Here is an 18314-nt window from a genome sequence, read left to right on the forward strand (position 1 = left end):
CTTCCCCGGAGCCAGGCGGCCGATCGGCGCGGAGGGGGATCTGGGCCCAGCCGGACTGGACTGGACACGTGGCATGAGGGGGGAAGGAGTGGGCATGGCAGATGAGCACGAGAGCGAGCCGAAGCCGACCTCCGAACGCCATGTGCCCGTCCTTCTCGAGCGCTGCATCTCCCTCCTGGCCCCCGGAGTCCAAGCGGCACTCGACGCCGGTCGTGGCCCGGTAGTGGTCGACGCGACCCTCGGCATGGGAGGCCACAGCGAGGCCATCCTCAGCCGCTTTCCCGAGGCGACGCTCGTGGGGATTGACCGGGACGAGCAGGCGCTCGCCCTCGCGGGGGACCGGCTTGCGCCATTCGGCGAGCGCGCCAAGCTCGTCCACGCCGTCTATGACGAGATCCCCGAGGTGCTCGAGCGCCTAGGACTGGACGGTGCAGACGGCGTCCTCATGGACCTCGGAGTCTCCTCGATGCAGCTTGATGAGCGCGAACGGGGGTTCGCGTACTCTTACGATGCTCCGCTCGATATGCGCATGGACGTGAGCCGGGGCGCGACGGCCGCCGATGTGGTCAACTCGTACAGCGTCGAGGACCTCACCCGCATCCTCCGCGCGTGGGGCGAGGAGAAGTTCGCCGGCAGGATCGCGCGGAATATCGTCGCGGAGCGCGCGAAGAAGCCGTTCGAGACGACGGGCCAACTCGTGGAGGCGATCCGCGCCGTCGTGCCCGCTGCCGCCGCGAGGACCGGTGGCCACCCCGCCAAGAGGACGTTCCAGGCCTTGCGCATCGAGGTCAACGAGGAGCTCGACGTACTTGAGCGCGCCGTGCCGGCGGCGATCGACGTGCTCAGGCTAGGCGGGCGCATCGTCGTCATGAGCTACCACTCCCTCGAGGACCGGATTGTCAAGACGGCGCTCCAGGCCATGAGCCGCTCGAGTGCGCCTCCCGGATTCCCCGTGGAACTGCCGGAGCACCGGCCCGAACTGAAGATCATCACCAAGGGAACGGAAGTCCCCACGGAGGCCGAGATCGCGGAGAACCCCCGCGCCGCCTCGGCTCGCCTCCGGGCGGCGACACGCATCAGGACGAGGAGCGGAAGATGAGCGCAGCAGCACAGCGGAAGGCGGCCGTAGCGGGCACGTCAGCACTCTCGACCGCAGCACCGGAACGTCGGGCACCCGCGGCGCCACGCCGCGCACCCCTGTCGGTGGTCGGCTCCCTGCCCGTCCGCCGCCGCGCCCCCTTCGCGATCTTCTGCCTCGGTGTCCTCGCCACGGCGCTCATCGCTGTGCTCGTGCTCAACATCTCCGTCTCCACTGGGCAGTACCAGCTCGTCCAGCTGCGCAACGAGCAGCTGACGCTCTCGAAGCAGAACCAGGATCTGACACAGCGCGTCCAGAACTACGAGGCTCCCCAGAATCTGGCCGCCCGCGCGGCACAATATGGAATGGTCGCCTCGACGTCCAACGGGCAGATCGACCTGAAGACGCTCGCGGTGACCGGCCAGGCCAAGGCCGCCGTGAAGGGTGCCCCCCAGGGCGCCACGATCGCGGCCCCCGCCGTCCCGGGCCAGATCTCGGTGGTTCCCACGCCGACGACCAAGGACCCACTCGAGGCGAAGGCAGCGGCCGCGGCAGCAGCCGCTGGGGCGTCCGCCGCACCGAAGCCTGCTGAGAAGCCCGCGGGCGCACCGGCGGCGGACCTGCATGGCGGGTCCATCCCGGCCCCCGCCCAGAAGGCCCCGGGCCAGTAATCTGGGGCCCCGGGCCAGTAATCTGGGCCAGCGCTCGGCGGGCGGAGACGGGCTGCGCACGCCGGACCCCCCGGGCTCGACAGGCGCGGGGAGGGGCCGGGGGCTGGCCGCAGGCACGAGGAGCGAAAGCGGAAGCGTAGGGACGAGCGTGGCAGGAACGAGCACGGACACGAAACGCCCAAGCCCCCGAGGCGTCGGTGCCCCGACCGGCCCAAGCGCCGCCCGCCGTGCGGGCCGGGGCGCACGCCGCCTCAAGCTGGGCCTGGCCGTGATGCTCGCGTTCCTCGTGCTCATTGGCGGCCGGCTCGTCTTCGTCCAGGGACTGGATGTGGGAGGTCTGGCCGAGGCCGCCGTCAACAAGCGCCTTCAGAAGACTGTGCTGCCCGCCGAGCGCGGCCAGATTGTGGACTCCAAGGGCACCGTGCTGGCCTCGAGCGTGGTCCGCTACAACATCACCGTGGATCAGCGCATCGCCTCGGCGAAGGACTTCACCGAGCTGGACCGGAGCGTCGACGCGGGCGACGGCACCAAGAAGATCGTGCAGATTCCCCGCGACCAGGCGCTCAAGGAGCTCGCGGACGCGCTCGGCAAGACCGTGGCCGACGTCACCGCGGCCATCACCGGAGACAAGCCGTTCAACTACGTGGCCCGCAACGTCACTCCGGACACCGAGGACCGCGTCATGGCCATCGGGTTCCCCGGTATCCTCTCCGAAGGCGTGACCCAGCGCGTCTACCCGAACGGAGCGGTGGGGGGCAGCTTCGTCGGATTCGTCGGCTCAGACGGCACCGCGCTCTCTGGGATCGAGCAGACTCAGGACGACCAGCTCAAGGGCCAGGACGGCTCCCGCGAGTACGAGATCGGGGCCGACGGCCTGCGCATTCCCGTCGCGACGGACAAGCTCACGCCGGCCCAGAACGGCAAGACCGTCAAGCTCACGATCAATTCCGACCTCCAATACTTCACCCAGCAGGCCGTCCAGACCCAGGCACAGAAGTACAGCGCGGAGTGGGGCATCGCCGTCGTCATGGATGTCAAGACCGGCAACATCCTCGCGCTGGCCGACACCAACTCGGTCGACCCGAACGATCCGGGCAAGACCGCGGCGAAGGACCGCGGCGTGCGGGCCGTCACTGCCGCCTACGAGCCCGGGTCGGTCGAGAAGACGGTCACCATGGCCGCGCTGATCCAGGAGGGCAAGGCGACCCCGCTCTCCGAGTACACGATCCCACCCACCTACACCGTGGACGGCCAGACGTTTGCCGACGCGTTCACCCACGGAACCGAGCAGCGCACGCTCGCGGGCATCCTCGGCTACTCGATGAACACGGGAACCGTCATGGCGGGCAAGGCCCTGAGCCCCCAGCAGCGCTACGACTGGTTCACCAAGTTCGGTATCGGCCAGCCCATCGACATCGGCCTGCCCGGCGAGGCCAAGGGCACGCTCCACACGCCCCAGGAATGGGACGACCGCCAGCAGTACACGATCCTGTTCGGCCAGGGCGTCACACAGTCCACGCTCCAGACGGTCCGCGCCTACCAGACGATCGCGAACGACGGCGTCATGGTCCAGCCGCGGCTCATCGACGGGTACATCGACCAGGGCGGCCACGAGACGCCGTGGCAGACGGCCGGTCCCACCCAGGTTGTGAGCAGGGAGACGGCTCAGCAGGTCAAGGACATGCTCGAGAGCAACGTCACGAAGGGCGAGGTGGGACCGGCCGCGATCGACGGCTACCGGGTCGGGGCGAAGACCGGAACGTCCGAGGCGCCCCGCGAGGACGGCGTGCCCGGCTACCAGGGGGTCACGTCAACGCTCATCGGCATGGCGCCGATGGACAACCCGAGGTTCATCGTGTCCGTCGTGCTCCAGCGGCCGAACAACATCTACGGGATCGGAAACGCGGACACCTTCAAGGCCGTCATGTCCCAGACGCTCCACATGTACGGGGTCCCGCCGTCCACCGGGACCCCGGCGACGCTGCCGCAGTACGCCCAGTGACGGGCCCGCAGCGCGTTATAGAGTTGGAAACCCCGATCGATGAAGGTGAACGTGAGCGAGCAGCCCCTGCCCCCGGGCAGCAGCGCGTCGACGCGCAGAGCGCGCCAGGACGGTGCGCGGCACGACAGAGCACAGCAGGACAGGACACAGCAGGACAGCCGGCCGGCCTTCCGGCCGTCGCAGGTGGACCCCGTTCCCCTCGCCGAGATTGCCGGGGCCGTCGGGCTCCCGTCGGCGGGCCTCGAGGATGCCGCGCCCATTACCGGCGCAAGTCTCGACTCGCGTTCTGTGGCCCACGGTGACATCTACTTCGCGCTCCCGGGCGCGTCGCGCCATGGGGCTGACTTCGCCCAGCAGGCCGTGGACGCAGGCGCGGTCGCCATCCTCACCGATCACGACGGCGCGCGCCGGATCGCGCTGTCCGAGTCGCTCGGACGTGTCCCGACCCTCGTGCTGGATCGGCCCCGCACCGCGGTGGGCGCTGTCTCGGCGCTCGTGTATGGCACGGACCGGGCCGCGGCCGGCGCCGGCATGCTCCTGCTCGGTGTGACCGGGACGAATGGCAAGACCACCACCACGTACTTCGCGAACTCGCTCCTGCGGGCCCTGGGGCACCATACGGGCCTCATCGGGACCATCGAGATCTCCGCAGGCGGTGAGGCCATCCCGAGCAAGCTCACGACCCCCGAGTCCACGGACGTCCATGCGCTCCTGGCCCTCATGCGCGAACGCGGCGTCACGGCGGCGTCCATGGAGGTCTCCTCCCACGCCATCGAGTTCGGACGCGTCGACGGGGTGCGCTACGACGCCGCGGGATTCACAAACCTCACCCAGGACCACCTCGACCTGCACGGGACCATGGAGGAGTACTACGCGGCCAAGGCCCGGCTGTTCACTCCCGAGCGCGCGGCCCACGGCGTCGTGACGGTCGACGACGCGTGGGGGCGGCGCCTCGCGGCCGAGGCCCCCATCCCGGTCACGACCCTCGCGACCGCGCGGGAGGACGGCGCAGCGCCCGGCGAGGGCGAAGCGCCCGGAGGGGGCCACGCCGACTGGACCGTCGCCGCGCAGGAGCCCTCCGGCGTCGGCACGGCCTTCGAGCTGCGCCACCGGGGCGGAGGCACGCTGCGCGTCCGCACTGGCCTGCCAGGGGCCTTCAACGTGGCCAACGCCGCGCTGGCCACCCTCCTCGTCGTGGCCTCCGGAGTTCCCCTCGAGACGGTCCAGCGGGCGCTCGACGCGGACCCGTTCACCGTCGAGGTCCCCGGGCGCATGCAGCTCGTCGGTACCGCGCCTGCGGCCATCGTCGACTTCGCCCACAACCCCGATGCGCTCGAGCGTGCGCTTGACGCCGTGCGCCCCCGCACCGGCGCCGGGCGCGTCATCGTCGTCTTCGGCGCGACGGGCCAGCGGGACGCGGTCAAGCGTCCCATCATGGGCGCGGTCGCCGCGCGGGGCGCCGACGTCGTCGTCGTGACCGACGACGACCCGCACGACGAGGACGCGGCTACGATCCGCGCCGCCGTGATCGCTGGCGCGCGCACCGAGGACGCCGGGGAAGGCCTCGGACGGCGCATCGACGAGGTGGGCGACCGGGCCGAGGCGATCCGCCACGCCGTGGGCCTCGCCCATCCCGACGATGTGATCCTCGTCGCGGGCCGCGGCCACGAGGTCTACCAGGAGGTCAGGGGCGTGAACCTCGTCCTCGACGACCGCGTCGAGCTCTGCAGCGCCCTCGCCGAGCACGGGTTCCCGGTGGTCCCCGGCGCGCGCGGATTCGGGTCCGAGGGCGCGGACGCACTAGAGTCCGATGAGCAATGATTGACTTCACAGCGGCGCAGATCGCCGAGATCACGGGCGGCCGGCTGGTCGCAGACCCCGACATCATCCCCACGAGCGTCGTGACCGACTCGCGCGAGGCCGTGCGCGGCTCCCTGTACGTGGCCAAGCCCGGCGAGCACGCCGACGGGCACGCGTACGTGGGCGCCGCCGTCGCCGCCGGGACCGTCCTGACGCTGTGCGAGCGCGAGGTGAAGGACGACGGCGGCACGACGTACCCGTGCGTCGTCGTGCCCGACGCCGTGCTCGCCATGGGCGCACTCGCGAAGGCCGCCGTGGCCAGGATCCGCGCCGACCGCGCCGGGCGCGGCGAGCGGTTCACGGTTGTGGGCATCACCGGCTCGGCCGGGAAGACCACGACGAAGGACCTCGTCGCCGGGATCTTCCGCACGACGCCGGAGGGCTCCGCCACGCCGGCCTCGACGGTCGCACCGCAGGGCTCGTACAACGGCGAGGTCGGCGTGCCCCTGACGGTCTTCCGCGCCGACGAGTCCACGCGCTACCTCGTGATCGAGATGGGCGCCACGGGGATCGGCCACATCCAGTACCTTGCGGACATGGTCAAGCCGGACATCGGCGTCGTCCTGTTCGTCGGCACCGCGCACGCCGGCGAGTTCGGCGGCGTCGAGAACATCGCCAAGGCCAAGGGCGAGCTCGTCGAGGCGCTTGCGACCGAGGGGACCGCCGTCCTCAACGCCGACGATCCCCGGGTGCGCGCGATGGAGCCGCGCACGCGGGCACGCCTCGCGTTCTTCACGTCCCACCCGGAGGCCAACGCAGCCCTCGCGGAGCGCGGCACGCTCGTCGCGGCGCACGGCGCGACGGTCGACGACGGCGGCTCGCCGGTCTTCGACCTCGCCATCGGGTCCGAGGCGCCGGTGCACGTGTCCAGCCGCCTCATCGGCGCGCACCACACGTCCAACCTCCTCGCCGCGGCCGCGGCCGCCCACGCCGCGGGCGTCTCCGCAGCGCAGATCGGGGAGTCCCTCTCCGCCCAGGGCCCAGGCAGCCGGTGGCGCATGCAGCGCACCGAGCGCGCGGATGGCGTGACGGTCATCAACGACGCGTACAACGCCAACCCCGAGTCGATGCGCGCTGCGCTGCAGACGCTCGCCGACCTCGGTCGGGGTCGGCGCACCTGGGCCGTGCTGGGGGCGATGCTCGAGCTCGGCGACGAGTCAATCCGGGCCCATACGGCGGTCGGGACACTCGTGGTCCGCCTCAACATCGACCGCCTGATCGTGGTCGGCCGCGAGGCGCGCGCGCTCTACGTCTCCGCCGTGAATGAGGGCTCCTGGGGCAACGAGACAACGTTCGCCGAGACAGCCGACGAGGCGTTCGAGCTGCTCGAGCATGAGCTCGCCCCCGGCGACCTCGTGCTCGTGAAGTCCTCGAACGGCGTCGGGCTGGGGCTCCTCGGCGATCGGATAGCATTGGCCGCACCTGACGGGTCCACGCCACACGAGGAACGGAGCTGACGTGATCGCACTGCTGATCGGCGGCGGTCTGGCCCTCGTCTTCGGGCTCGTCGGGACCCCGCTCTTCATCCGCCTGCTCGTGGCCAGGGGCTACGGGCAGTTCATCCGCGACGACGGTCCCACGACCCACCACACCAAGCGCGGGACGCCCACGATGGGCGGGGCCGTGTTCGTGCTCGCATCGGTGGTCGCGTACTACATCACGCACCTCATCACGTGGCTGGTCAATCCCGCCTCGAGCGGCCCCAGCATCTCGGCCGCGCTCCTGCTGTTCCTCATGGTCGGCATGGGCATCGTGGGGTTCCTCGACGACTTCACGAAGATCACCAAGCAGCGGAGCCTCGGCCTGAGTCCGCGGGGCAAGCTGATCGGCCAGGGCCTCGTGGGGATCATCTTCGCGGTCCTCGCGCTCCAGTTCCCCGATGGGCGCGACCTCACGCCGGCATCGACCCATATCTCCTTCCTGCGGGACATCCCGTGGCTCGACCTCGCCTTCGGCGGCACCGTCCTCGGGGCGATCCTGTTCGTGATCTGGTCGAACGTGATCGTGACGGCAACGAGCAACGGGGTGAACCTCACCGACGGCCTCGACGGGCTCGCCGCCGGCGCCTCGATCATGGTGTTCGGCGCCTACACCCTCATGGGCATCTGGCAGAGCAACCAGGCCTGCGGCTCCGCGCGAGTGATCGGGTCCGTCTGCTACGAGACCCGGGACCCGCTCGACCTCGCCCTGCTCGCGGCCATCATGAGCTCCGCCCTCGTCGGTTTCCTCTGGTGGAACACGTCACCGGCGAAGATCTTCATGGGGGACACCGGCTCGCTCGCCATCGGCGCGGCGATCGCGGGATTCGCCATCCTGTCCCGCACCGAGCTCCTGCTCGTCATCATCGGCGGCCTGTTCATGCTCATCACGCTCTCTGTGATCCTGCAGGTCGGCTACTTCAAGGCCACCAAGGGCAAGCGGCTGTTCAAGATGGCGCCGCTCCAGCACCACTTCGAGCTCAAGGGCTGGGCCGAGGTCACCGTGGTGGTCCGCTTCTGGATCCTCGCCGGGCTCTGCGTCGCTGCTGGCCTGGCCATCTTCTACGCAGAGTGGGTGGCAGGACTGTGAACGCACAACCTTCTTCGGCTTCTTCGGCCGGCAGCACGCGCCTCGAGTCGCTGACGTCCTGGGACTCGGACTGGTCGGGCCTGCGGGTCGTCGTCGCCGGGATCGGCGTCTCGGGTTTCGCGGCTGCGGACACGCTCGTCGAGCTCGGAGCGAGCGTCGTAGTGGTCGACGCCTCCGTCACCGAGCGGGCACGGGCGCAGGCGGACACGCTGCGGATCGTGGGTGCCGAGGACGTCCTGCTCGGCGAGGACGCGGTGCACCGCCTTCCGAAGGTCGACGGCGCGCTCCCGGACCTCGTCGTGACCTCGCCCGGGTGGCGTCCCGACCAGTCGATGCTCGCGGAGGCCACCCGCCGGGGCATTCCGGTGTGGGGCGACGTCGAGCTCGCGTGGCGCCTGAGGACCCGGCGTGGCAAGAAGACCGCGGACTGGCTCACGATCACCGGCACGAACGGCAAGACGACCACGGTCGGGATGGCCGAGTCCATGCTGCGCGCCGCCGGCCTGAAGGCCGTGGCGGTCGGCAATGTGGGCAAGCCGATCCTCGACGCCATCCGGGAACCTGTCGAGTACGACGTGTTCGCGGTCGAACTCTCGAGCTTCCAGCTCCACTGGTCGCACTCGCTCTCTCCTGTCGCGTCGGTGGTGCTGAACGTGGCCGAGGACCACGTCGACTGGCACGGCTCCTATGAGGCCTACCTCGCGGACAAGGCCAAGGTGTACACCAACACCCAGAAGGCCTGCGTCTACAACGCCGAGCAGATCGAGACCGAACGCATGGTCGAGGAGGCGGACGTCGTCGAGGGCTGCCGCGCGATCGGCTTCACGACCGGCGCACCCGCCGTGAGCATGTTCGGGGTCGTCGACGGGCTCCTCGTGGACAGGGCGTTCATCGACAACCGCCGCGACCACGCCGCGGAGCTGGGATCCCTGGACGACCTCGGCCCGGTGGCACCCCGGCACATGGTGGCGAACGCGCTCGCCGCGGCCGCCCTCGTCCGCGCCTACGGGGTCGAGCCCGCCGCGGTCAAGGCCGGGCTCCAGGCCTTCCTCCCGGGCGACCACCGCATCCAGACCGTCGCAGCCTCGGGCGGAGTGCGCTGGGTCAACGACTCCAAGGCCACCAACCCGCACGCGGCGTCGGCGTCCCTGTCCGCCTTCGAGCACGTGGTGTGGATCGCCGGCGGACTCTCGAAGGGCGTCGCCTACGACCAGCTGGTAGCCGAGCACGCGGGCCGGCTGCGCGCCGTCGTGCTCCTTGGGCGGGACAGCTCCGAGCTCGCGGGCGCGCTCGCGCGACACGCGCCGAATGTCCCTGTCTTCCCCGTGGATCCGGGCCAGACTGGTGGGGACCGGCCGGACTCGGGAAGCGCGATTATGGCGCGGGCAGTTGAGCTCGCAGGGGCCCACGCGGAGCCCGGCGACACGGTGCTCATGGCACCGGCGGCGGCGTCGATGGACCAGTTCGACTCCTATGCCCACCGGGGGACCGCGTTCATCAACGCCGTACGGGCGCTAGAAGCACGGGAGACGACCGAGGAGTAGAGACTATGGCCACCACGGCGCAGCGGAGACCCGGGGGGCCTCTCCGACCGCTGGCGGCCTTCTGGCGCAGGATCACGCGCACCGATTCGGCCAGCAGCGGCACGAGCTACTACCTGATCCTCGGCACGACCCTCGCGCTGACCGCAATCGGCATCATGATGGTCCTCTCGGCGTCGAGCGTCGAGAGCATCGCGGCGGGGGAGAGCCCCTACACCGCGGCCCTCAAGCAGGCGCTGTTCGGCCTCGTCGGGCTCGTGGGCATGCTCGCGCTCTCGCGGATCAACGTCCGCTGGCTCAAGCGCCTCGCGTGGCCCGGCATCACCGTGACACTCGTCCTCCTGGTGCTCGTCCAGATCGTGGGACGCCGGGTGCTCGGCAACCGCAACTGGATCGATGTGGCAGGCTTCAGCTTCCAGCCCTCGGAGGTCGCGAAGCTGCTGCTCGCGCTGTGGCTGGCTACGATCCTGAACATGAAGGGCAGGCTCCTCGACAACTGGGTGCATGCCCTGATCCCCGCGGTGCCGATGGGCCTGGCCGTCGCGGGATTGGTGATCTGGGGCCACGACCTCGGCACCACCCTCGTGATCCTCCTCGTGATGATCGCTGCACTCTTCTACGCCGGCGTGCCGACCAAGCTGTTCGTCACGTCCGGCGTGCTCCTGGCCATCGCGGCCATCGGGTTCGCCGTCGCGAGCCCCAATCGCATGTGCCGTATCTATGCCTGGGTCGGCATGGAGCCGGACGTCTGCAAGGCGGACGGCGCCGACTTCTCGTACCAGGTCCAGAACGGTCTCTTCGGTCTCGCCTCGGGCGGCTGGTTCGGGGTCGGCCTCGGCCAGAGCCGGCAGAAGTACAGTTGGCTCCCCGAGGCGCAGAACGACTTCATCTTCGCGGTGCTGGGCGAGGAGCTGGGCCTGTTCGGCACGCTCCTGGTCCTCGCGCTGTTCGCGGTGCTCGCCGTGGCCGTGTTCCGGGTCGTCTCCCGGCAGGAGGAACTCTTCCCACGGGTACTCGGCGGCACGATTATGGCCTGGATCCTCGGCCAGGCCGCCATCAACATGGCCATGGTCACGGGCATCGCCCCCGTGATCGGCGTTCCGCTGCCGTTCATCTCCTCCGGCGGGTCGGCGCTCGTCAGCTGCCTGTGCGCGATCGGCGTACTCTTGTCTCTGGCCCGCGAGGACATGCGCCCCACAAGGAGGGTGCGGTCCAAGGGTGGCAAGGGCGGCGCCAAGCCTCCGCTCCGGGGGCGAAAGGCCCCGGCGCCACGTCCTCGGGCGCGGGCAGCGAAGCCTGTGCCGGACCCCACGCGGCCCGCCCGGGACGCACCAGCCACGACCAACGCCAAGCGGAAGGCCACCACCTAGACATGCCCCACGAGGATCCGGACCGCAACCCGTCCCCGGCGCCCCGACCGTCCGTGGTACTCGCGGGCGGTGGAACCGCCGGGCACATCAGCCCGCTGCTCGCCATCGCGCGTGCCGTCGTCAGGGCCGCCCCGGGGGCGCGGATCCTCGCGGTCGGCACCGCCAGCGGGATGGAGACCCGGATTGTCCCCGCAGCCGGATTCGAGCTGGCAGTGATCGACCGCGTGCCGCTCCCGCGGAAGCCCACTGTGGACCTCCTGAGGTTCCCTCGCCGCTTCGCGGCCGCAGTGCGCCAGTCCGAGGCGGTCCTCGACCAGGCTGAGGCGGACGTCCTGGTCGGCGTCGGCGGGTACGTGTGCACCCCCATGTACCTCGCGGCGAGGCGTCGCGGCGTGCCGATCGTGATCCACGAGGCCAACACGCGGCCGGGGCTCGCCAACCGCGTCGGAGCGATGTTCACCGAGCGGGTGGGCAGGGCGTTCGCCGCCACGAAGCTGAGACATTCACGGCTCGTGGGCATGCCGATGCGGCCCGAGGTCTCGGGCCTTGACCGTGCCTCCGCCCGATCCGGGGCCCGCACGCGCCTGGGCCTCGATCCTGACCAGACCACCATGGTGGTCACGGGCGGGTCGCTCGGAGCGGCCAGCCTCAACCGCACGATCGCTTCCTCGCTGGGCACCCTCGCCCGCGCAGGCATCCAGACCCTGCACATCACGGGACGCGGCAAGACCGTGAGCGGTCCCGACGGTGCGCCGCTCACCGCGCCCGGCTACCGCCAGGTCGAGTTCGTCGACGGCATGGAGACGGCGTACGCGGCCGCTGACCTCATCGTGTGCCGCTCGGGCGCTGGCACGGTGTCCGAGGTGGCCGCCGTCGGCCTCCCCGCCGTGTTCGTGCCGCTGCCGATCGGCAACGGGGAGCAGGCACTCAACGCGCGCGGGCTCGTCGACGCCGGCGCAGCCCTCATGGTCAGGGACGCGGACTTCACCCCGGAGTGGCTCGAGGCCAACGTGCTGCCGCTCCTCGGGGACAGCCAACGGCTCGCGTCGATGTCCCAGGCCGCCGCCGGCCAGGGCATCCGCGACGCGGACGCGCAGATGGCGGCGATGGTCATCGCGGCCGCAGAGGACAGGACTCAGGAGGGAACACGCGCATGAGCGCCAACCAGACGCTTCCGGAGGGGCTCGCCGAGCTCGGCCGGGTCCACTTCGTGGGAGTCGGCGGAGTCGGCATGTCCGCCGTCGCACGCGTCATGGTGGCCCGGGGCGTGCCGGTGTCGGGCTCCGACGCGAAGGACCTGCCGGTCATGGCCGACCTCGCGGCCCTCGGCGCCCGGATCGCCGTGGGCTATGCCGCCGAGAACGTCGGCGACGCTGACACGGTGGTCCGCGGCTCGGCGATCCGGCCCGACAACCCCGAGCTCGTTCAGGCCGCGGCCCGCGGCCTGAAGGTGCTGCACCGGTCCGAGGCGCTCGCCGCGGCGATGGCCGGCAACCGCGTCATCGCGGTCGCGGGCACGCACGGGAAGACCACCACGACGTCCATGACCACGTGGATGCTGCGGGGCGCGGGGCTCGACCCGAGCTTCGCGATCGGTGCGAACGTGCCCGCCCTCGGGGTCAACGCCGCGGCGGGTGAGACCGACATCTTCGTCGCCGAGGCGGATGAGTCCGACGAGTCGTTCCTCAACTACCGCCCCCTGACCGAGGTCATCACCAACGTCGAGGCGGACCATCTGGACCATTACGGCACGGCCGAGGCCGTCCACGCCGCGTTCGACGCGTTCGCGGCCCTCGTGCCCGAGCAGGGCCTTGTGCTCGCGTGCGCGGACGATCCCGGTGCCCGTGCGCTCGCCGATCGGATCCGCGACCGGGACGGCGCACCGCGCGTCCTCACGTACGGCACGGCGGAGGACGCCGACGTCCACGTGCGCTTCGATCCCGCCGGCTCCGAGGTGGTCTGGGACGGGCGGACGTACGCACTGCCCCTGCATGTGCCGGGCCTCCACAACGCGCTCAACGCGGCCGGGGCGTTCGCCGCGGCCGTCGACGCCGGGGCGGACCCCGAGCGTGCCGCGGCCTCGCTCGCCGACTTCGCGGGGGCGGCGAGGCGCTTTGAACTCAAGGGAGAGGCGGGCGGCGTCCGCGTGTTCGACGACTACGCGCATCACCCCACCGAGGTGAGGGCGGCGCTGGCAGCAGCACGGGCGGTGGCCGGCGGCCACGGGGTCCACGTGCTGTTCCAGCCGCACCTGTTCTCCCGCACCCGCGAGTTCGCGGCAGAGTTCGCCCAGGCGCTGACTGCCGCCGACACCGTCCGCGTCATGGACATCTACCCGGCCCGCGAGGACCCGATCCCCGGGGTCACGAGCGAGCTCGTGACGGCGCACCTCGCGCGCGGTGCGTACGCACCGAGCGTCGAGCGCGCCGTCACGGAGATCGCAGGGGCGGCGAGGCCGGGGGACATCGTGCTCACCGTGGGCGCCGGGGACGTGACATTCCAGGGCGCCCAGATCCTCGCTGAGCTGGGCGCCCGGTCAGGCGCCACGGCCGGTGGCACCGACCCCGGGGCGCCGCATGGCGCCTAGTCCCCGCGTGCCCAGGGTGCCGAGGGTCCCCCGCTCGGCGGGGTCCGCCCCAGCTGGACCGACGCACGACGGCGCCGCCCCGCCGCCGGCGGGAAAGGCCAGCAGCGGGGAGGCCTCCGTCGGGAAGGTCACGGCGCGCGGGGCGAAGGTCACGCTCTTGGCCCCGTCAGGCGGGGAGCAGCATGAGTCTCCTGCGTGGGGGGCGACCGGACCCGCGGCGGCGACCGGCGCGCCGTCGTCCGACGCCGAGATCACGCGGGCCGCGGGCCCCGAGACCAGAGAGCGGGTCGAAGGACGAGGACGGTTCGGGTTCCCGCGTCGCTCCGCACCGCGGGCCAAGCGCACGGTCGAGGCGCGCTCAGCCGAGCCGGGCGAGGCCGACGTGCTCGCCTTTCCGGAGTCTCCGGGCAGGCGCCGGCGACGGCGCGTGCTGATCGGCCTCGGCGTGGCGGTCGCGCTCGTGGCGGCGCTGTTCGCGGTGCTGCTGTTCACGCCGCTGGTCTCGGCGCGCACCATCACCGTGCAGGGCACGCACCTGCTGCAGCCGCGGCAGGTGGAGTCCGCGCTCGAGCCCGTCCGGGGCAAGCCCTTGGCCCTGGTCGGCACGGATCAGGTGGAGCGGCTCCTGAGCCAGTTCGTACAGGTCAAGAGCGCGAGGGCGCGTGCTGTTCCGCCGAGCACGCTCGTGGTCGAGATCGTCGAGCGCGTTCCCGTGGCGCTCGTCAAGCAGGGCGGCAAGCTCCTGGTCGTGGACGGGGACGGTGTGGTGCTGGGCGACGCCGCAGACACCTCGCAGTACGCGGTGCCCGTGATCGACGGCTCGGCCATGCCCATGGGTCAGGCCGTGTTCCGGTCTGTCACCGCGGTCCTGGCAGCGCTTCCGGCAGACATCTTGGCCCAGCTGGCAACGGCGTCGGCGCAGTCTCCCGACTCGGTGGAGCTCAAGCTCTCCGACGGCCGCACGGTGGTCTGGGGCAATGCCGACGACCGTGAGCTCAAGGCCAAGGTCCTCGAGGCCCTCATGAAGGCGACCCCTGAGAAGGGCCAGGCGCGGCCGAGCGTCTTCGACGTGAGCACCCCTCGCCATCCTGTGACCCGATGACCGGGTTCGGTGCCGTGAGGGGTGCCGAGTCCGGGGCGCGGGTGGGACGTGTGGCAAAGTGGATTGGTGGCGAGGACGGGCGCGGCAATGGCGCGACACGCCTAGGCGGTCGTTGCACGCCCCGTGGGCGGACCATACCGTCTTCCTAAGAGCAACTTGACATAACTATAACCTTCAAGCTGAGGGTTAAGGTTGTGGACTCCGGGGTTCTTGCAGATCCAGCAGGCTTTCGAACAAGGGACACTCAACGTGGCAGCACCGCAGAACTACTTGGCCGTCATCAAGGTCGTCGGCATTGGCGGCGGTGGCGTGAACGCAGTCAACCGCATGATCGAGGTCGGTCTGCGAGGCGTGGAGTTCATTGCCATCAACACCGACGCCCAGGCGCTGCTGATGAGCGATGCGGACGTCAAGCTCGATGTAGGCCGTGAGCTCACGCGGGGCCTCGGTGCGGGCGCCAACCCCGAGGTGGGCCGCCAGGCCGCCGAGGACCACGCGGATGAGATCGAAGAGGTTCTGCGCGGGGCAGACATGGTCTTCGTCACCGCCGGAGAGGGCGGCGGCACCGGCACGGGCGGGGCGCCGGTCGTGGCCCGCATCGCCCGCAGCCTCGGCGCGCTGACCATCGGAGTCGTGACCCGCCCCTTCACGTTCGAAGGCCGCCGGCGCGCCACGAGCGCCGAGAACGGCATCGAGGCGCTCCGCGACGAGGTCGACACGCTCATCGTCATCCCGAACGATCGCCTGCTCTCGATCAGCGACCGCAACGTCTCAGTCCTCGACGCGTTCCGCTCCGCCGACCAGGTCCTGCTCTCCGGTGTCCAGGGCATCACGGACCTCATCACGACCCCGGGCCTGATCAACCTCGACTTCGCGGACGTCAAGTCCGTCATGCAGGGTGCGGGCTCCGCGCTCATGGGCATCGGCTCGGCCCGCGGCGAGGACCGCGCGGTCAAGGCCGCAGAGCTCGCGATCGCGTCGCCGCTCCTCGAGGCATCGATCGACGGCGCGCACGGCGTGCTCCTGTCCATCCAGGGCGGCAGCGATCTGGGCCTCTTCGAGATCAACGAGGCCGCACGCCTTGTCCAGGAGGTCGCGCACCCGGAGGCGAACATCATCTTCGGTGCCGTCATCGACGATGCCCTCGGCGACGAGGCGCGCGTCACGGTCATCGCGGCAGGCTTCGACGATGTCCAGGCCACCTCGCCGTCGCTTGAGGACGTCAAGGCGGCCGCGGCCCCCGCGGCGTCGGCCGTCGCGTCCGCGGCCCCCGCCCCCTCCGCGGGCAACGGCATGCCGCCGGCGCCGTCCGCCGCGCCGCGCGTGTCCCAGCCGACGCACGCCCACGCTGGGCTGAGCCAGTGGAGCCAGGGCCGGACGAGCCTGCCGGCAGACGGTGGCTTCGACGTCGAGCTCCCCGCCGTGGTCGAGCCCGACCTGTCGGGCAACCGCAACGACGACCTCGACGTGCCCGACTTCCTCAAGTGAGCCTGGGCTTGACTGAGGCGCAGCGCGGCGACGGCATCTTCTGGTGGCGCCGGGACGTCCGTCCCGGCGTCACCGTCGCGTTCACTCAGACCGCCGCGGGGAATCTGGCGTTCCACGTCGGCGATGACGACGACGCCGTGCGGCGCCACCGCGCGCGCCTCGCCTCGGCTGCGGGCGTCCCTGCGTTCCAGTACATGAGCCAGGTCCACGGGCGCGACGCGGTGTGGGCGGGGGAGGACCCGGTGCCGACTGCCGACGCCCTCCTGTCCCGCGGCGCGCCGGTGGCCGTCATGGTCGCGGACTGTGTCCCGCTCGTGCTGGTGGGGGAGTTCGGCGATGGCGCCCCCGCCTTGGCCGCGGTCCATGCGGGCCGGCCTGGGCTCGCCTCCGGCGTCGTGGCCGAGGCCGTGTCCCGGCTGCGCGCTGCCGGCGCTGACGGGCTCGAGGCCTGGCTCGGCCCGAGCATCTGCGGGCAGTGCTACGAGGTGCCCTCGGCCATGCGGGACGAGGTGGACGCGCTGGTCCCCGGTACTGCCGCGACGACACGCTGGGGGACACCCGCACTCGACCTCCCCGCGGGCGTCCGTTCCCAGCTCGAGGCGGCCGGGGTCACGGTGCACCGCGACGCCGAGGCCTGCACGTTCGAGCACGGCGAGTTCTTCTCGCACCGCCGGGAGCCCGGCGTCGGCCGGATCGCGGGCCTGGTGTGGGCGCATGGCTGAGGCACCGGCCGAGCGGTCGCGCCGTGCCGAGCTCGCGGACAATCTCGCGAGGGTCAACGAGCGCATCACGGCGGCGTGCCGGGCCGCGGGCCGTACCGACCTGCCCCGGCTGATCGTCGTGACGAAGTTCCACCCTGCCTCGGACGTGCGGCTCCTCGCCGACCTCGGCGTGACGGACGTGGGCGAGAACCGGGACCAGGAGGCCTCAGGGAAGGCCGCCGAGCTCGAGGGGATCCCGCTGACCTGGCACTTCATCGGGCAGCTCCAGACCAACAAGGCCAAGAGCGTGGTCCGCTATGCCGACACGGTGCATTCGGTCGACCGCCCCGCCCTCGTGGCCGCCCTCGGGAAGGCCATGGAGAGCTCGGGACGCGACGATGACCTGAGGTGCCTCGTGCAGGTCAACCTCGATCCGAGGGCGACGACGTCGGGTCGCGGGGGCGCGCTCCCCGACGAGGTGCCTGCCCTCGCCGAACTCATCGAGGGAACCTCTCGCCTGGCTCTCGCGGGGGTCATGGCCGTGGCGCCTCTGGGCGGCGATCCGGCCGCGGCGTTTGCCCGGCTCGCCGCGGTGTCCGAGCGCGTGAGGGAGCGCTTTCCCGCGGCGACGATGGTTTCGGCGGGCATGAGCCAGGACCTCGAGGCCGCGGTGGCGGCGGGCGCGACACACCTGCGCATTGGCACTGATGTCCTCGGCCCGCGCCCGACCGTGCGGTAGCTTCAAACTGCCGGGACCTTCTGGGCCGAGCGACCCGGCGCTGCGTTTGCACCCGGATGGGCCCGAGGACAGGAGTCGAGCATGGCTGGTGCTCTGCGCAAGACGATGATCTACCTCGGTCTGGCGGACGGCGAGGAGCAGTTCGAGACCGAGGCCCCCCACGCACGGACGGAAGAGGAGCAGCCAGTGCACACTGAGCGCGAGGACCGCCGCACGGCTCTGGCCACCCGGGAGACGGCCCCTGCCGAGGTCGAGGAGTACCGTGCTCCGGTGACCCCCATCAAGCGAGCGGCCGCCGTGCGCAATGACGGCGGGCTGCGCCAGATCACCACCGTCCACCCGCGCTCGTACAACGACGCAAAGATCATCGGCGAGAGCTTCCGTGAGGGGATCCCGGTGATCATGAACGTGACCGACATGGGCGAGGCGGACGCGAAGCGGCTCGTGGACTTCTCCGCTGGGCTCGTCTTCGGCCTCCACGGAAGCATCGAGCGGGTCACGAACAAGGTATTCCTGCTCTCGCCGTCGAACATCGAGGTCCTCGGCGAGGACAAGAAGGCGGCCGACGGTCAGGCCACATTCTTCAACCAAAGCTGATTCACTGTCT

15 protein-coding genes are annotated in these 18314 nt (G+C 71.1%); all 15 read left to right on the forward strand.

The features are described from left to right. The first annotated feature begins 94 nt into the window (after nt 1-94). The 15 genes from rsmH (at nt 95) to SCMU_RS08850 (ending at nt 18304) form a co-directional block, all read left to right on the forward strand. Nucleotides 95-1099: a 16S rRNA (cytosine(1402)-N(4))-methyltransferase RsmH gene (rsmH, locus tag SCMU_RS08780; protein WP_229232603.1), complete on the forward strand. Its 1005-nt coding sequence runs from the start codon at nt 95-97 to the stop codon at nt 1097-1099. Further along, nucleotides 1096-1749, forward strand: coding sequence for a cell division protein FtsL (gene ftsL / locus SCMU_RS08785; protein WP_229232604.1), 654 nt, complete (start codon nt 1096-1098; stop codon nt 1747-1749). The genes rsmH and ftsL overlap by 4 nt, the downstream gene beginning before the upstream one ends. A gap of 148 nt (nt 1750-1897) precedes the next feature. Next, a complete protein-coding gene (locus SCMU_RS08790; RefSeq protein ID WP_229232605.1) occupies nt 1898-3751 on the forward strand; it encodes a peptidoglycan D,D-transpeptidase FtsI family protein in 1854 nt (617 codons plus the stop codon). A gap of 183 nt (nt 3752-3934) precedes the next feature. Further along, nucleotides 3935-5572, forward strand: a complete 1638-nt coding sequence (locus SCMU_RS08795) for a UDP-N-acetylmuramoyl-L-alanyl-D-glutamate--2,6-diaminopimelate ligase (protein ID WP_443020291.1) — start codon at nt 3935-3937, stop codon at nt 5570-5572. After that, nucleotides 5569-7068, forward strand: coding sequence for a UDP-N-acetylmuramoyl-tripeptide--D-alanyl-D-alanine ligase (locus SCMU_RS08800; RefSeq protein WP_229232607.1), 1500 nt, complete (start codon nt 5569-5571; stop codon nt 7066-7068). The genes SCMU_RS08795 and SCMU_RS08800 overlap by 4 nt, the downstream gene beginning before the upstream one ends. A gap of 1 nt (nt 7069) precedes the next feature. Further along, on the forward strand, nt 7070-8179 hold the full coding sequence (gene mraY / locus SCMU_RS08805; protein ID WP_229232608.1) for a phospho-N-acetylmuramoyl-pentapeptide-transferase: 1110 nt from the start codon (nt 7070-7072) through the stop codon (nt 8177-8179). Continuing rightward, the gene (murD, locus tag SCMU_RS08810) at nt 8176-9723 is read left to right on the forward strand and encodes a UDP-N-acetylmuramoyl-L-alanine--D-glutamate ligase (RefSeq protein WP_338027600.1); all 1548 of its coding nucleotides are present in this window, start codon (nt 8176-8178) and stop codon (nt 9721-9723) included. The genes mraY and murD overlap by 4 nt, the downstream gene beginning before the upstream one ends. Before the next feature lie 5 nt (nt 9724-9728). Further along, nucleotides 9729-11090: a putative lipid II flippase FtsW gene (gene ftsW / locus SCMU_RS08815; RefSeq protein WP_229232609.1), complete on the forward strand. Its 1362-nt coding sequence runs from the start codon at nt 9729-9731 to the stop codon at nt 11088-11090. A 2-nt stretch (nt 11091-11092) separates the two neighbouring features. Continuing rightward, nucleotides 11093-12247 (forward strand): undecaprenyldiphospho-muramoylpentapeptide beta-N-acetylglucosaminyltransferase, encoded by a 1155-nt coding sequence (gene murG / locus SCMU_RS08820; protein WP_229232610.1) that lies wholly within the window; start codon nt 11093-11095, stop codon nt 12245-12247. Next, nucleotides 12244-13677, forward strand: a complete 1434-nt coding sequence (gene murC / locus SCMU_RS08825; RefSeq protein ID WP_229232611.1) for a UDP-N-acetylmuramate--L-alanine ligase — start codon at nt 12244-12246, stop codon at nt 13675-13677. The genes murG and murC overlap by 4 nt, the downstream gene beginning before the upstream one ends. A 7-nt stretch (nt 13678-13684) precedes the next feature. After that, entirely contained in the window at nt 13685-14779 is a 1095-nt protein-coding gene (locus SCMU_RS08830; RefSeq protein ID WP_229232612.1) for a cell division protein FtsQ/DivIB, read from the forward strand. A gap of 249 nt (nt 14780-15028) precedes the next feature. Further along, complete coding sequence (gene ftsZ, locus SCMU_RS08835; protein ID WP_229232613.1) at nt 15029-16267, forward strand: cell division protein FtsZ; 1239 nt, start codon at nt 15029-15031, stop codon at nt 16265-16267. Nucleotides 16268-16302: 35 nt separating this feature from the next. After that, nucleotides 16303-16989, forward strand: a complete 687-nt coding sequence (locus tag SCMU_RS08840; protein ID WP_443020292.1) for a purine nucleoside phosphorylase YfiH/LACC1 family protein — start codon at nt 16303-16305, stop codon at nt 16987-16989. Continuing rightward, nucleotides 16982-17707, forward strand: a complete 726-nt coding sequence (locus SCMU_RS08845) for a YggS family pyridoxal phosphate-dependent enzyme (RefSeq protein ID WP_229232615.1) — start codon at nt 16982-16984, stop codon at nt 17705-17707. The genes SCMU_RS08840 and SCMU_RS08845 overlap by 8 nt, the downstream gene beginning before the upstream one ends. Before the next feature lie 81 nt (nt 17708-17788). Continuing rightward, a complete protein-coding gene (locus SCMU_RS08850; RefSeq protein ID WP_229232616.1) occupies nt 17789-18304 on the forward strand; it encodes a cell division protein SepF in 516 nt (171 codons plus the stop codon). The last annotated feature ends 10 nt before the right edge of the window (nt 18305-18314 follow it).

This window comes from Sinomonas cyclohexanicum (assembly GCF_020886775.1).
In the GTDB taxonomy this organism is placed as follows: Bacteria; Actinomycetota; Actinomycetes; order Actinomycetales; family Micrococcaceae; genus Sinomonas; species Sinomonas cyclohexanicum.

Bases quoted from the DNA above. Each gene is read 5' to 3' on its own strand.
- rsmH (WP_229232603.1), top strand. From the start codon at position 95: ATGGCAGATGAGCACGAGAGCGAGCCGAAGCCGACCTCCGAACGCCAT.
- ftsL (WP_229232604.1), top strand. From the start codon at position 1,096: ATGAGCGCAGCAGCACAGCGGAAGGCGGCCGTAGCGGGCACGTCAGCA.
- SCMU_RS08800 (WP_229232607.1), top strand. From the start codon at position 5,569: ATGATTGACTTCACAGCGGCGCAGATCGCCGAGATCACGGGCGGCCGG.
- ftsW (WP_229232609.1), top strand. From the start codon at position 9,729: ATGGCCACCACGGCGCAGCGGAGACCCGGGGGGCCTCTCCGACCGCTG.
- murG (WP_229232610.1), top strand. From the start codon at position 11,093: ATGCCCCACGAGGATCCGGACCGCAACCCGTCCCCGGCGCCCCGACCG.
- murC (WP_229232611.1), top strand. From the start codon at position 12,244: ATGAGCGCCAACCAGACGCTTCCGGAGGGGCTCGCCGAGCTCGGCCGG.
- SCMU_RS08845 (WP_229232615.1), top strand. From the start codon at position 16,982: ATGGCTGAGGCACCGGCCGAGCGGTCGCGCCGTGCCGAGCTCGCGGAC.
- SCMU_RS08850 (WP_229232616.1), top strand. From the start codon at position 17,789: ATGGCTGGTGCTCTGCGCAAGACGATGATCTACCTCGGTCTGGCGGAC.